This is a genomic window from Arthrobacter alkaliphilus (assembly GCF_021483235.1).
In the GTDB taxonomy this organism is placed as follows: Bacteria; Actinomycetota; Actinomycetes; order Actinomycetales; family Micrococcaceae; genus Arthrobacter; species Arthrobacter alkaliphilus.
In genome coordinates, this window is sequence record NZ_JAKEEC010000003.1 from 11,448 (window position 1) to 25,222 (window position 13,775).

Consider the following 13,775-nt stretch of genomic DNA (forward strand, 5'->3'; position numbering starts at 1 on the left):
CCTAGCGGTTTCGGTTGCCTAGCCGTTTCGGGTGCTCAGCGCGGAGGCGATGATGTTCTCCAGTTCCTCTGCGGTGTCCAAGTCGTGGGGCCTCACCACCGAGTCGTCGGCAACGTAGTAGAACACGGCGCTGACGTACTCCAACGGCACACCTTTGAGCCGCGCCCATGCCAGCCGGTAGACGGCAAGTTGCACGGCACGGGTCTTCAGTTGCCTTCCGGCCGGCCGCTTGCCCGTCTTCCAGTCCACCAGTTCCCATGTCCCGTCCGCGCCGCGGAAAACGGCGTCAATCCGTCCGCGCACCACAACGTCGCCGATCCTTGTTTCCACAGGAACCTCGACGAAGGCCGGTGACCGGTGTGCCCATTCTGAGTTACGGAACGTCGCCACCATTTCGTCCAGTCCATACGCTTCGTCGATGTGGGAATCAGAGCCGGGCGCTTCGTCGAGGTCCAGCATGCCGGTGGTTCCGTAGTATTCCTCTACCCAGGAATGGAAAGCGGTGCCTTTGCGCGCCGAAATCCCGGGTTGCCGGGGCACCGGGCGCCTGAGCTGGGCCAGGACCGCTTGGGGATCGTCTCCCAGGTCGACGAACATGGATGCTGAGATGTGTCCGGGCAAATGGACGTCCTGGACCGGTTTCCGCTTCAACTGCCGTTCCAGCAACAGCTCGGCTTCGGCGGCCCAGCCGGCGGACGCCCCACGGAGGAATGCCGGAGGGGCATCACTGACCAGGGGCGAATCCGGCCGCAGTCCTTCGATCGAGTCCCTGACCCGGGTTGCCGCCGCCTCCATGGCCGCCCGCCGCCCGGGTACCAAGCGGAGCCGCTCCCCCGTGCGGGGGTCACTCGGGCCCTCAAGCGGATCATAGGGGAAGACGGCCACCTCCATGCCTACGGTCAAGGGACTCTCCGTAGGCAGGGCGTCTTCGCTCAGGGACTGCGGGTGAATTGCGGCCGATGCGGCGCCGTCGCGGCCTCCTGCGTCACCTGCGAGGCAGGCCAGCTCGGCCAGGAAGGGGGACGTCTCGGCAATTCCTGCGCGGGAGCCATTCCACGCGGCGCTCGATGCCCAGAGGAGGAACTTGGCGCGGGTGTAGGCGACGTAGGCGAGTCGCCGTTCTTCGGCCTCGCCGTGGTGCTGTACTTCCGATTTGAAGTCCTTTTCAGCATCCAGCCAGCCCTTCTGGTCGGGCTGGTCGAGATCCCATTGCGGGAGGTCCGCCCTGTCGCCGCGCAGGGGCCACGGCAGGGCTGCGGCACCGCTGGTCCACCGCGAGTCCCGGTTGCTCGGGAAAGCCCCGGCGTTGAGGCCGGGGACGAAGACAACATCCCATTCCAAGCCTTTGGAGGCGTGGACTGTCAGCAACTGCACGGCCTCGTGGTTCACCTCGGCGTCGGCCATGTCCAGTCCGCCTTCCTCGGATGCGGCCGCTTCAAGCCACCCCAGGAAAGCCAGGAGGTCCACGCGCTGCGAGGTCTGCAGGAAACCCGCAGCGGCGTCATGGAACGCATCCAGGTTCCGGCGGGCCTGGTGGATGCTCGTCCCTGGCTTGGCGGCGACCTCGATGTCCAGCAGCATGGCACGTTCCACCTCGCCGATCAGCGTGCTCAGATCGTCTCCGATGAATCCCCGCAGGTTCCGGAGCTCCGCAGACAGCCGGCTGAGACGGTCCAAAGCCGCCGGGCTGAGCGAGCGTCCGTGGCCGGAAGTCCACCCCGGGCGCGGCAGGAAGTCCAGCGCCTCCACAAGGCTGGCCGCATCGGTAATGTCGCTCTCAACGACCGTCTCCATCGGGCTTTCATCCGCCCTCAACGGATCTTCCGCGACGCCGTCTCCCGGACCGCCGTTGGACCGGCGCCTGGCCAGAAACTGGGACCAGTCGCGGAATGCCATCAGATCCGCAGTTCCGATCCGCCACCGGGCGCCCGCCAGCAAACGCATCAAGGCGTCGGAACGGCCGGGATCGGCCAGGACACGGAGCGCAGCCACGAGATCCACGACTTCCGGAGTATCGAGGAGCCCGCCGAGGCCGACAATTTCGTACGGGATACCTTGGGCTTCGAATTCGCGGCGCAAGCACTCCATCTGTGCCCGACGGCGGCAAAGCACCGCCATGGTGGGGGAAACGGGGGTACCGTCGGCCTCGGTTTCAAAGACTGTGCGGCGGTAGCGGCGGACGTCCCCGGCAATCGCCGCGGCTTCGTCTTGATCGGTGGCAAACCGTCCGAGAACAACGGTGCCGTCCACGGCTGCCGGGCTCGGTTGCAGCGGAGGCACTGCAACGGCGCTGTCTCCGGCAGCCGAGCCCGGGGCTCCCTCATTCGCGGCCGCCTTGTTCAGAGGGGTGGAAATGACATTGGCGGCAGCCAGGATGTTGCGCCCGTTCCGCCAGGCAGTGGTCAGATACGAGGTGGGCGCCGTGGCAAGGGATGCCGTTCCAGAGCTGTCTTCCACCCGGACGGGAAATTCCTGGACAAAGTGGAACAGCTGGCCTGCCGAGGCACCGCGGAAGCCATAAATGGATTGGTTGGGATCCCCCACCGCCGTCACGGCGTGCCCTCCCCCGAACAGTCGGGAGAACAGGACCAGTTGCGCGTGTGAGGTGTCTTGGAATTCATCCAGCAACACCACCTTGTAGCGGGCCCGCTCGGTGGCCGCCGCCAAGGGAATGTCCTGCGCGATCTTCGCAGCGAGCGCCACGAGGTCGCCGAAGTCGAGGACTCCGCGGTTTCTCTTGGCCTCTTGGTAGCGTCCCACCATGTCCGCGACGCTGGCCCTGGTCCGCAGCATGGCGCCGAGATCGCCGGCAGCTTGGCTTGGGTTCTTTTTCGCGGCAGACATGTAGGGCAATTGCGCGAATTCAGATACCCGGTCCATGAGCCAGCCCTGAACCTCGGCGGGTTCGCGCAAGTGCTCGGCGCACTCGCCGGCCAACTGCATCACAGCGTTGACCAAGGTGGACTTGGCGGCGGTGAAGTGCTCAAAGTCGCCGTCGTACGCTTCGACCACTTCGCTCGCGAGCTGCCAGGCCTGGGCGCCCCCCAGCAGCACGACGTCGCGCTCGATCCCCAGGCGCAGGCCGTAGTCGGACACGATCCCGCTGGCGTAGGAGTGGTAGGTGGACACCTTGGGTTCAAGCTCATCGGAGCCTGCAACCCCTTCAGGGAAGCCGTACTGTCCGTTGTCCGAGGACGCAATCCGCTGCAGGGTGGCCAGCTTGGCCCGGATACGGCTGGCCAGCTCCCCCGCAGCCTTGCGGGTGAAGGTGACGCCAAGGACCTCTTCGGGGCGAACCCACCCGTTCGCGACGAGCCACACGACGCGGTCCGCCATGGTTGCGGTTTTCCCTGATCCGGCGCCGGCGATGACCAGCCGCGGAGTAAGCGGCGACGCAATAATGGCGGCTTGCTCTTCTGTCGGACGGTTCCGTTCGCCAAGGATTTGGGCCAATTCGCCAGGCGAAAATCGCGGTTCCGGCAGTGCCCGGACGCCTTCTGCGGCGTCGCCCGGCTCGATTCCGACGAGTGTCTGGACGGTCATTCAGTGACCTGCTTTCCCCTGGCGCACAACGGGCAAATATCGGGCAGCCGGCAGCCGTGGCCTCCATGGCTGCCTTTCGAGGGATCGTGCCGTGCTTCGAAGCTTGCTCCGGCCATCAGCACGGAGGCCTCGCTGACGAGGTCCTGCGCCCAGTTGTCTCCCGGATCCAAGGGCTCCTGCACCTGGACCACGGGGGTCTTCGTCTTGGTTCCCAACTGGGCCAGGACGGCACCGCCGGGAATACGCCCCGGGCCGGGCAAGTCTTCGAATGCCCCGTGCAGCACCGCAGCCTGATAGGCGCCGAGCTGGGGGTGCGTGGCGAGTTCGGCCTTGCCGGGCTGGCGTTTGCCCGTCTTGAGGTCAACGATCACCAGCCTGCCCTCGGTGTCTATTTCCAAACGATCCACTTGGCCTCGGAGCACAGCGTTCCGGCCGGTGTCGGGGTCCTCGGTGGCGTGGCCCAGGAGCACCTCAGGCAATGAAACCTCGAAATCCGCTTCGACCGCGGCGAGGCTTCGGCCTTCGCTCCGCATGACAAGGACGTATTGTGCAAGTTTCCGGACCATCTGCTCGGCCCGTTGGAAGTCCAGCCTGCCTTCCCAGTTGTCTTTCATGCCCAGCGTCGGCCAGCGACGGACGAGCTCCGCGACATATTCGGAGCCGGAAGCTTCCGGCAGTTCCTGGGCAATCGCGTGGACCAAGGTGCCCAGGCTGCGGGCAAAGTCGGTAGCGGCTTCGCCACCGGCCGCCTGGACGAACCAGTCCAGCGGCGATTTGTGCACGGTTTCGACCTTCGAAGGAGAAACGAACACCGTGCCGCCCGCCGGCACTACCGGGGCCGCGCTGCTAAGCGGCGCCAGTCCCCACCAGGAATCCGGATGCGCGCCCGGCACCGCGGGCTCCGCGGTGGCGAGGTGGGCGAGCACACGCGCAGCTTCCGCGGCCTCCTCCGCTACGCCGGGACGGCCAAGCGCCGCATCGTCCGGCTGGACGCGCTGCCGCAGCTCAGCCACCAAGGCACGAAGTGTCATAGGGCGGCCGACCGGCGTGTACTCACGCTGGTACTGCCCCGGCTCCAGAGGTGCCACATAGTCGAGAAAGGCCGACTGCTGCTCGTCTTCCGAAGACACCGCCGTGCAGATGAGCACTTCCCGGGCACGAGAAACGGCCGTGGAGAAGCTGCGCAGTTCGTCGTAGCGGATGTCCCGGAGCCTGCTGAGCGGCCCGCGCTGCAAGGCATGCTCCACTCCATGTTCCACTGCGTCGGCAAATAGGGTACTCCCGAGGAGTTCACCCCGGAGCCTGGTATTGGGCCAGACACCTTCCTGCAGTCCTGCCACGATGACCACGGCCCACTCCCGCCCGGCCGCACTGGCAGGCGTCATGAGCTCCACGGCGTCCTCCACCTGGGCCCTGGCGGCAAGGGTGTCCATGGGAAGTTCCTGGCTGAGCAGGTACTCGAGGAACTGTTCGGGACCGGAGCCTGGGAGCTGGTCGACAAAGCGTTCAGCGGTGTGGAACAGGGCCATCATGGCATCGAGGTCCCGGTCCGCGCGCGCGCCGGCCGCTCCGCCGTCGAGCGCCATTTCAGTCCAGCGTGAAGCCAGCCCGGTGGCTTGCCACAACGCCCACAGCACGGTCTCCGCGTTGGCTCCGGGTTCGGCGGCAGCCGAACGTCCTGCCGCGATCATGCGGGCCAAGCGCCGGGCCGAGCTCCCCTCGATGCCGAGAGAGCCCAGCGCTCCCGGCTCCAGCAACGCTTCGACGAGCAACGCGTCGCTGGACCGTCCGCCTCCGCCCAGCAGCTCCTCCCTGCGCAGGGACTGCCGCAGGCGGCGCAACTCGATGGCGGTGGCCCCGCCGATCCTCGAAGTGAGAAGGGAGACGGCAGACTCCGGCGTCAGTTTGGCAGCATCCAGCACCACGCCGTAGACCTCGAGGAGGGGACGGACAGCCACTTCGTCACGGACAGCGGAATCAGCGACGGGGACACGGACCGGTATTCCCTGACCGCTCAGGTAGCGCTGAAGTTGAGCCAATTGCCCACCGTTGCGGACAATCACGGCGATGTCGCCGAACTCGCGGTTCTCACGCAGCTGGGCTTCGAGGATGCGCTGTGCAACGTAGCGCAATTCGTGGACCGTGGACGGAAGGACGTGGGCTTCCACCCGGCCCGCGGCCTGCCCTCCCCCGGAACGGGCCCCTTCGGCCTTTGTGGGAAGCGGGTCCAGGCGCCGGGCCAGTTGGCCCCCCGCACGCTGCGAAATGCGCGCCGCCACGCCGGTCCACGCTTTCGCGACACTCGGGAGGTGGCGGTGAGTGTGCCACAGGGGAAGCTCCCGCACGGTGCCTTCAAGACCTCCAAGGAGCCGCGGCAGTTCGGCGACGAGGTCCGGACGGGCGCCGCGGAACCCCTGGACCACGGTGTCCGGGGAGGACGCCACCAAAACGTCCTTTCCTTCGGCGATGTCCGCGAGCAGTTCAAACACAGCGGGATTTGCCTCTTGGACGTCGTCCACCAGGATCAACTGAAGCCGTTCGCGCTCTGCCGCCAGGAATCCGGGCGAGTCCTGGAAGATCTGGCGTGCGGCGGTGATGATTCCGGCCGGATCAAAGGCTTCCGGCATCCGCAGGTCCAGGACATCCCGGTACTCCGAATAGAGGTCCGCGGCGGCGATCCAGTCCGGCCTGCCGCACTCGTAGGCGAGGGACGTGAGATCTTCCGCCGTCCGGCCGGATTCGATGATCCGGTCGAAAAGCTGCCGGATCTCCTGCCGGAACCCGCGCGTGGGCAGCGCGGCGGACAAGTCCTGCGGCCAAGGTAGTTCAAAACCCGGCCGGGCGTGCCCCTCCAGCAGTTCCTTTATGATGAGGTCCTGTTCGGGCCCCGAGAGCAACTTGGGCGGCCGCTGCAGCGGCAGCGCACCCTCGGCTTTGGCCCGCCGGATCAGATCGAAAGCGTATGACGCCCAGGTGCGCGCCGGCGTCGTGCTCAAGCTGCGGTCCAAGCGCCCGGTGAAGGTGTCACGCAACGCCGACGCCGCATGCCGGCCGGGTGCGAGAATCAGGATCCGTTCCGGATCCAGGCCGTCGCGCTGGACACGCCGGACGGCGGTTTCCACCAGGACGGTGGACTTTCCAGTGCCCGGCGCCCCCGGCACCAGCACCGGCCCGGAGCCGTGCGGGAGCCCGACGACGGCGGCCTGGTCGGCGGACAACTCCGGCGCCGCGTAGTGGACCTCGCGCGGGGGAAGCAGGCGCAAGCGGGCAGACGCGTGCGGCGGCTGTGCTTGCCGCGAATGTGCCTGCCCGGATTGTGGCTGGCGTGCCGGCGGCGTTGCTTCCTGGGGCGTTGCTTCCTGGGGCGTTGCTTGAGGTGGCGGTGTTGGACTCACACGGTCATTTCATCATCGGGTACCGACAATTTATGGAGCTGACGCTCGAGTTGCTCGGAGATCGCGTCGATGCTGTCAAACTCACGCTCGGTCGGAGCCCACCGGGCCAGGGCCAAGTCAACCCGCCAGCGCCCTTCTCCGGTCCGCAGATACTCAGCAAAGGCGCCGAGAAGCGGCGTTCCCTCGTCCAAGTAGTGGCGCAGCGCTTCCGCCTCAAGGCCCGGGGGCGCCTCACCGCTTGCGCGCAGTACCCGCCACCAAGCCACGGCGCTCCCGTGGTGGCTCATGACCGATCCGACCTGGCGGGGACCGCCCGAGCCCAGAAGCTCCGCAACATCTCCGTAGGACACAGCAACTCCCGGCGGCATGAGGTCGACGACGGCCAGGACCGCAGTGACAAACTCCATCCGCATGCCACCAGCCTAACGGCATCGGCCGCCGGATCGGCGCGGAAGGAGTGTCGCTCCGGTTCTTGTCGGAGGGCGCCGGTAGCGTTGACGCATGAGCTCCTGGAACATCCTCCCCCGTGCCGCGTTCGACCTTGAGACCACGGGACGGAACTCCCGTTCCGCGAGGATTGTCACCGCTTCCATCACGGTTGTGGACGACGACGGCGGCATCGTCAAGGAACTCGAGTGGTTGGCGGATCCCGGGGTGGAAATTCCCGCGGAGGCCAGCGACGTCCACGGCATCACCACGGAGAAGGCGAGGACCGAGGGCCGTCCGGCGGCAGAAGTGACGCGCGAAGTCGCCGCCGCACTTCAGGAGCTGTTCGACGGCGGCGTGCCTGTCATCGCGTTCAACGCCAGTTATGATTTCACGGTCCTGGCCGCCGAATCCGCCCGCTATGGAGTGCCGCAACTGAGCCGGTTCCCTGTGCTTGACCCGTACGTCATGAACAAGCAGGTCGACCGGTACCGCAAAGGCAAGCGGACGCTGACCGCGCTGTGCGAGGAATACGGGGTGAACCTTGAGAACGCCCACACCTCCGCTGCCGACGCGCTGGCCACCCTGCGTGTCCTCGATGCCATGGCCGGCAAATTCCCGAAGTTGCAGATGCCGGCCTCCAAGCTGCACCACCTCCAGGTCGATTGGGCCGCCGCGCAGGCCGCCGACTTCCAGAGCTACCTGCGCAAGACCAAACCGACGGCCGTCATCGAAGGGAATTGGCCGGTTCTTCCCCCGGAAGATGCCAGCCGCGGAGACTTCTAAAGCGTCCGGGTCCAGGTCCGTCGGCCCGGCACCCGCGTGATGGGACGCACGTCACATGGCGCGCATTGCCTGAAAGCCACCTGAGCGTCAGTCACGAATTCCCCTCGAGGCTGGAGTGGCGCGGCACTTCGCCTTCGGTTCGCACGCTGCGCTGAATTTAATTCGGATCTTTCGCGAATAGCGCGTCATATCGCCTTCAATTTATCGCTGAATGGGTCGATGACATAATTAAGTTTGGCGGGTCGAGTTCTGATATTGCGGCCCAAACCTGCTTTGGCTGCGTTCCCCGCCCGTCTCGATACGAACGTGTGTTCCCCGATGAAAGTGATTTGCTTGATGAAAATCAAAGCCTTGAAGTGGTTCTCCACTGTCCCCGTGGCTGCAGTCCTCGCCGTCTCCCTGGCCGCCTGCGGTGGCGGAGCGGGCACCAACAGCAGCGCCTCGCCAACCGACGCCCTCCAAGGCAGCGACCAGAAGACGCTGGACAAGTACACCACCAAGGACGTCACCCCGCTGGACAAGATCGACAAGTCCAAGCTGGGCCTCATCACCGATGGCACCCTCCACGTCGGCACCCTCTCGGACGCCCCGCCGAACATCTTCATCGACCCCTCCGGCAAGTTCACGGGCTACGACAACGAACTCCTGCGTGCCGTCGGTGCGAAGCTGGGCCTCAAGGTCGAGTTCGCCTCCACTGACTTCGCGGCACTCCTCTCCCAAGTCAAGAACAAGCAGTTCGACGTCGGATCCTCCTCGATCTCCACCACGGACAAGCGCCGCGAGTCGGTCGGCTTCACCAACGGCTACGACTTCGGCTACATGGCGGTCGTGACCAAGACCGATTCCAAGGTCAAGGGCTTCGCCGACCTCAAGGAAGGCGTCCGCATCGGCGTCGTCCAGGGCACCGTCCAAGACGACTACGTCACCAACACGCTCAAGCTTGAGCCCGTCCGCTTCCCGGACTACAACACTGTTTACGCCAACGTGAAGAGCGGCCAGGTTGACGCCTGGGTCGCTCCGTCGCAGCAGGCCACCGGCCAGGTCAAGGACGGCGACAACACCAAGATCGCCGAAAAGGTGGTTAACACCCAGAACTTCACCGCCTGGGCCGTGAACAAGGACAACAAGGCGCTGATTGACGCGCTCAACTCCGGCCTCGACGCGGTCATCGCCGACGGGACCTGGACCAAGCTGACGGCCGAGTGGTACAAGGACCGCCCGACCACTGCTGAGCAGACGCCGCAGGGCTGGAAGCCGGGCAGCAAGGCCGTCCAGATCCCGGCCAAGTAACCCCGGCGTTCCATGGATCTCCAGGAAATCCTCAAACAACTCGGTGAGACCTTCCTTGATTGGAAGGCGATGGGCGAAGTCATACCCAAGATGTTCGCGGTCGGCTTGCCGAACACGCTCGTCCTGGCTGTGACGTCGGGCATTATCGGATCGTTCCTCGGCATGTTGCTCGCCCTCATGGGGATCTCCCGGAATCCTGTCGCCCGGTGGATCGCCAGGGTCTACACGGATGTCTTCCGCGGGCTGCCGGCCGTGCTTACCATCCTCGTGATCGGCCTCGGGTTCGGACCTATTATCCGGCACATGACGGGCTCGACGAGTCCGTACCCGATGGCCATCGCGGCGCTGTCGTTGATGTCGGCCGCCTACATCGGCGAGATCTTCCGTTCCGGCATCCAGAGCGTGGACAAAGGGCAGCTCGAGGCCACCCGGGCCTTGGGGTTCGGCTACAGCGCTTCCATGCGCCTCGTCGTCGTACCCCAAGGCATCCGGCGGGTCCTGCCCGCACTCGTGAACCAGTTCATCGCGTTGATCAAGGAGTCTTCCCTCGTGTTCGTCCTGGGCCTCTTGGCCTCCGAACGGGAAGTCTTCCAAATCGGCAAGGATCTGGCGTCGCAGAGCGGCAACCTGTCCCCCTACGTGGCAGCAGGGCTGTTCTACCTGGTCATGACGATTCCGCTCACGCACTTCGTGAACTGGCTGGACCACCGCCTGCGTTCGGGCCGGCCTGAAAAGAAAGAGCCGGACGAGGCAGCCGCCGTCGTCGGGAAGGGAGCCCAGGCATGAGCGAATTTGCTTCGGGAACATTAACGGCCAAGGACATCCATTTGTCCTTCGGCTCGAACCATGTCCTGCGCGGCATCGACCTGCACGTCGAGAAGGGCACCACGGCCTCCGTGATCGGCCCGTCCGGCTCAGGCAAGTCCACGCTGCTGCGGGTCATGAACCGGCTTATCGAACCCGAGCGGGGCGACATCCTGCTCGACGGCCGTTCGGTCCTCAAGGACAACCCCGACGAACTGCGCCGGCGGATCGGCATGGTCTTCCAGCAGTTCAACCTATTCCCGCACAAGACGGTCGCGGAAAACGTTTCGTTGGCCCTGCGGAAATTGCGCGGGATGCCCAAGGACAAGGCACGGGAAGAGGCCTTGGCGCAGCTGGACCTCGTGGGACTCAAGCACAAGGCCGACGTCCGGCCAGCCAACCTCTCCGGAGGCCAGCAACAGCGCGTGGCGATCGCCCGCGCGCTGGCCATGAAGCCCGAGGTGATGTTCTTCGACGAGGCAACATCGGCCCTGGACCCTGAACTGGTCAAGGGCGTGCTCGCGCTCATGACCGACCTGGCCAAGGGCGGCATGACCATGGTGGTGGTAACCCACGAAATGGGCTTCTCACGGAACGTTTCCGATTCCGTGACGTTCATGGACGCGGGCGTCGTCGTAGAGACCGGCTCGCCGGAACAGCTCTTCACCGAACCGCGGACCGATCGTTTGAAGGGCTTCCTTTCGGACGTGCTCTAGCGCAGGCCCTGGGAAATCCCCGGCTTCCGGACGTAACACCCGCGTAGAGTATGCGGTGGTGAATCGTCCGGAAGCCGGGGATCTTTCGTACCTGGCTACTTCCCGTCTTTGACCTGGAGGACAGTCAAGGCCGCGGCATCTACTGATTTGCGGAATTCAGGGTCGGCCTGCGCCCGCTGCAGGACCTGGGTGAACATCGCCGGAACTGAAGCAGGGTCCGCGCACAGAACCATGGTGCCGCCCGCGGCGATGAACTTCGTTGCCCTGTCCCCCACGCTCCAAGGCGACAGTTGCACGGCATTGCACAGGTCATCGGACACGATAATGCCGGTGAACGCTGCGTCTTCCCGCAACATCGTGCGCATGATTGCCGCTGAAAACGGAGCCACGTTCTCCGGATCGATTTTGTCGTAGTAGGCGTTCGAAATCATGACCCACCGTAGCCCGGCATCGATCGCCGCCTTGAACGGCATCAGGTTGGGATCAGTCCGGGTGGTTTCCGTGTCGTGGACGTTCGCGCTGACGTCAGTGTTCAGGGTGACGCGCCCCATTCCGGGAAAGTGCTTGGCCACGGGCGCCACCCCGGCGTCCCGCAATCCTTCCGCCATCGCCTTCCCGTGCTCCGCTACCGCCGCGGCATTGAAGCCGAATTCGCGCTTGAACGCCCCGATGGGTTTGTTTGATGGCGCAAATTCGGGGCCGGGCACCGTATCCATTACGGGAGCCAGATCAACATTCACTCCGGCCTGCAGGAGTTGTGACCCCCAGTTTCTGGCGTCTGCGCGCAGCTGTTCGGGACTTGAGCTACCTTGGTCCAGGGCTGCGGGGATGGGCAGGAATCCGGGTCCCTTGAGGACTTGGACCTGGCCGCCTTCCTGGTCAGTCGCGACGGACAACGGTAACCCGCGGCTCGCGGCCGGGGAAACGGCCGCCTTCAGCTTTGACACAACCGATGCTGCCGCAGCAACGCCTGCCTCGCTTCGTCCCGCCAGATAGATATTACCGACGTGGTTGTTCAGGAGGTCGGCCACAGCGCTCGAATCGCTTCCGTCGGCCTTGGCTGCCACCATGAACAACTGGCCTACCCTCTGCTCCAGGGTCAGGTCCGCGAGACGCTGCTCCAGCGTCGGGTGTGGAGGCGGCGGCGGTTCAGCGGGGCTGGCCGGAGTAGCCGACGCAGCCGGCGATCCGCCCGGTGGCGAGGGGGAAAAACCAGGGACGGCATGCGGGGCGCTCGGCTTCGCGGACGGGCCCCCGGCCGCCGACAAACCGCGGTCAACGGTGTCGGCATGCGCCATTCCGGCGAATGCCGCTGCCGTCAGGGCGAAAAGGATGAGCACAGAGGTTCTGGATCGCTTGAGCAGATGAATCATCGCCTTGTCGATTCGGCCTTGTCGATTCGATCGATGCCCGCAGCCTGTTCCCGGCACGCATCGGGCGCAAGGAACAGGCTGCCAGGCATCGGAAAAGAGCGCAGATCAGGCAGTGGCCTCCGCGGCCGCCTTGGCCGCAGCGGGAAGAGCGTCGAAGATCCGGTTCATCGCGGCATCGTCGTGGGCAGCGGAGAGGAACCACGCCTCGAAGACCGACGGCGGCAGGTAGACACCGGAGTCCAGCATGGAGTGGAAGAACGGCGCATAGCGGAAGGCCTCCTGCGCCTGGGCATCTGCGTAATTGTGGACGCCGTTGGCCGAAGTGCCGAAGGCCACGGAGAAGAGATTTCCTGCCCGCTGGATGGAATGGTCCACGCCGGCGGCGTCCAGCGCCGATGAGAGAGCCGCAGAGAGGTCCAGTGAGCGGGCATCCACGAAGCTGTAGACCTCAGGGGTCGCGAGCGACAGGGTGGCAACCCCTGCAGCCATCGCCACCGGGTTCCCGGACAAAGTTCCCGCCTGGTACACCGGGCCCAGCGGCGCAAGGTAATCCATGACGTCGGCACGCCCGCCGAGTGCCGCCGTCGGCATGCCGCCGCCAATGACCTTTCCGAAGGTCAGCAGGTCGGGCACCCAGCCTTCCTGGCGGCCGGTGAGGCCCCAATAGCCTGCATAGCCGGTGCGGAAGCCGGTGAGCACCTCATCCAGGATCAACAGGGCGCCGTGCTCGCGGGTGATGCGGGACAGCCCTGCGTTGAAGCCTTCGTTCGGCGTGACGACCCCCATGTTCGCAGGAGCGGCTTCCGTGATGACGGCAGCGATGTTGTTGCCGTGCGCAGCGAATGCGGCTTCCACCGCGCCGAGGTCGTTGTACGGCAGCACAAGGGTTTCAGCCGCTGCGGCTTCGGTGACGCCGGCCGAACCGGGCAGCGCCATGGTGGCAAGGCCGGAGCCGGCCGAGGCGAGCAGCCCGTCGAGGTGGCCGTGGTAGCAACCGGCGAACTTCACGATCAGGTTCCGGCCGGTGAATCCGCGGGCAAGGCGCACTGCGGTCATGGTTGCCTCGGTGCCCGTGGACACCATGCGGATGCGTTCCACGGCGGATACGCGGTCCTGGACGATCGCGGCGAGGTTTGCCTCATCCGGCGTCGAGGCCCCGAAGGACAAGCCACGGTCGACGGCGGCGTGTACGGCGTCGAGGACTGCCGGGTGTGCGTGGCCCAGGAGCGCCGGGCCCCACGAGCAGACGAGGTCGACGTAGTCGCGGCCATCCGCATCGGTGAGGTACGCGCCCTTCGCCGAAACCATGAACTTCGGGGTGCCGCCGACGGAGCCGAAGGCACGCACCGGCGAGTTGACGCCACCGGGCATCAGTGAACGGGCACGGTCGAACAGCTGGTCGGAGACAGGGGTGTTTGAAGTCATGGTGTCCATTCTTTCAG

General features: G+C 65.6%; 9 protein-coding genes. 4 read left to right on the forward strand and 5 right to left on the reverse strand.

Annotated features, from left to right (window positions below):
• Positions 1-18: 18 nt before the first annotated feature.
• The 3 genes from L0B83_RS03460 to L0B83_RS03470 form a co-directional block, all read right to left on the reverse strand.
• Positions 19-3,543 (reverse strand): ATP-dependent helicase, encoded by a 3,525-nt coding sequence (locus L0B83_RS03460; protein WP_234757007.1) that lies wholly within the window; start codon positions 3,541-3,543, stop codon positions 19-21.
• Positions 3,540-6,806: an ATP-dependent helicase gene (locus L0B83_RS03465; RefSeq protein ID WP_234757205.1), complete on the reverse strand. Its 3,267-nt coding sequence runs from the start codon at positions 6,804-6,806 to the stop codon at positions 3,540-3,542. Before L0B83_RS03465 ends, L0B83_RS03460 begins: the two co-directional genes overlap by 4 nt.
• Before the next feature lie 128 nt (positions 6,807-6,934).
• Positions 6,935-7,351 (reverse strand): MGMT family protein, encoded by a 417-nt coding sequence (locus tag L0B83_RS03470; RefSeq protein ID WP_234757009.1) that lies wholly within the window; start codon positions 7,349-7,351, stop codon positions 6,935-6,937.
• Positions 7,352-7,439: 88 nt separating this feature from the next.
• On the opposite strand from L0B83_RS03470, the gene L0B83_RS03475 reads away from it, so the two are divergent.
• The 4 genes from L0B83_RS03475 (at position 7,440) to L0B83_RS03490 (ending at position 10,960) form a co-directional block, all read left to right on the forward strand.
• Positions 7,440-8,150, forward strand: a complete 711-nt coding sequence (locus tag L0B83_RS03475; protein WP_234757011.1) for a 3'-5' exonuclease — start codon at positions 7,440-7,442, stop codon at positions 8,148-8,150.
• A 336-nt stretch (positions 8,151-8,486) separates the two neighbouring features.
• Positions 8,487-9,440: an ABC transporter substrate-binding protein gene (locus tag L0B83_RS03480; protein ID WP_234757014.1), complete on the forward strand. Its 954-nt coding sequence runs from the start codon at positions 8,487-8,489 to the stop codon at positions 9,438-9,440.
• A 12-nt stretch (positions 9,441-9,452) separates the two neighbouring features.
• The gene (locus L0B83_RS03485) at positions 9,453-10,226 is read left to right on the forward strand and encodes an amino acid ABC transporter permease (protein ID WP_234757016.1); all 774 of its coding nucleotides are present in this window, start codon (positions 9,453-9,455) and stop codon (positions 10,224-10,226) included.
• The gene (locus L0B83_RS03490; RefSeq protein ID WP_234757018.1) at positions 10,223-10,960 is read left to right on the forward strand and encodes an amino acid ABC transporter ATP-binding protein; all 738 of its coding nucleotides are present in this window, start codon (positions 10,223-10,225) and stop codon (positions 10,958-10,960) included. Before L0B83_RS03485 ends, L0B83_RS03490 begins: the two co-directional genes overlap by 4 nt.
• Positions 10,961-11,055: 95 nt before the next feature.
• Here the strand turns inward: L0B83_RS03490 and L0B83_RS03495 are convergent, their stop codons facing one another.
• The gene (locus tag L0B83_RS03495; protein WP_234757020.1) at positions 11,056-12,333 is read right to left on the reverse strand and encodes a glycoside hydrolase family 3 N-terminal domain-containing protein; all 1,278 of its coding nucleotides are present in this window, start codon (positions 12,331-12,333) and stop codon (positions 11,056-11,058) included.
• Positions 12,334-12,438: 105 nt separating this feature from the next.
• Positions 12,439-13,758, reverse strand: a complete 1,320-nt coding sequence (gene hemL, locus L0B83_RS03500; RefSeq protein ID WP_234757022.1) for a glutamate-1-semialdehyde 2,1-aminomutase — start codon at positions 13,756-13,758, stop codon at positions 12,439-12,441.
• Positions 13,759-13,775 lie beyond the last annotated feature (17 nt).

Coding starts and splice junctions, on each gene's coding strand:
- L0B83_RS03460 (WP_234757007.1), bottom strand. CDS start 3,543: ATGACCGTCCAGACACTCGTCGGAATCGAGCCGGGCGACGCCGCAGAA.
- hemL (WP_234757022.1), bottom strand. CDS start 13,758: ATGACTTCAAACACCCCTGTCTCCGACCAGCTGTTCGACCGTGCCCGT.
- L0B83_RS03485 (WP_234757016.1), top strand. CDS start 9,453: ATGGATCTCCAGGAAATCCTCAAACAACTCGGTGAGACCTTCCTTGAT.
- L0B83_RS03470 (WP_234757009.1), bottom strand. CDS start 7,351: ATGCGGATGGAGTTTGTCACTGCGGTCCTGGCCGTCGTCGACCTCATG.
- L0B83_RS03475 (WP_234757011.1), top strand. CDS start 7,440: ATGAGCTCCTGGAACATCCTCCCCCGTGCCGCGTTCGACCTTGAGACC.
- L0B83_RS03490 (WP_234757018.1), top strand. CDS start 10,223: ATGAGCGAATTTGCTTCGGGAACATTAACGGCCAAGGACATCCATTTG.
- L0B83_RS03480 (WP_234757014.1), top strand. CDS start 8,487: ATGAAAATCAAAGCCTTGAAGTGGTTCTCCACTGTCCCCGTGGCTGCA.
- L0B83_RS03495 (WP_234757020.1), bottom strand. CDS start 12,333: ATGATTCATCTGCTCAAGCGATCCAGAACCTCTGTGCTCATCCTTTTC.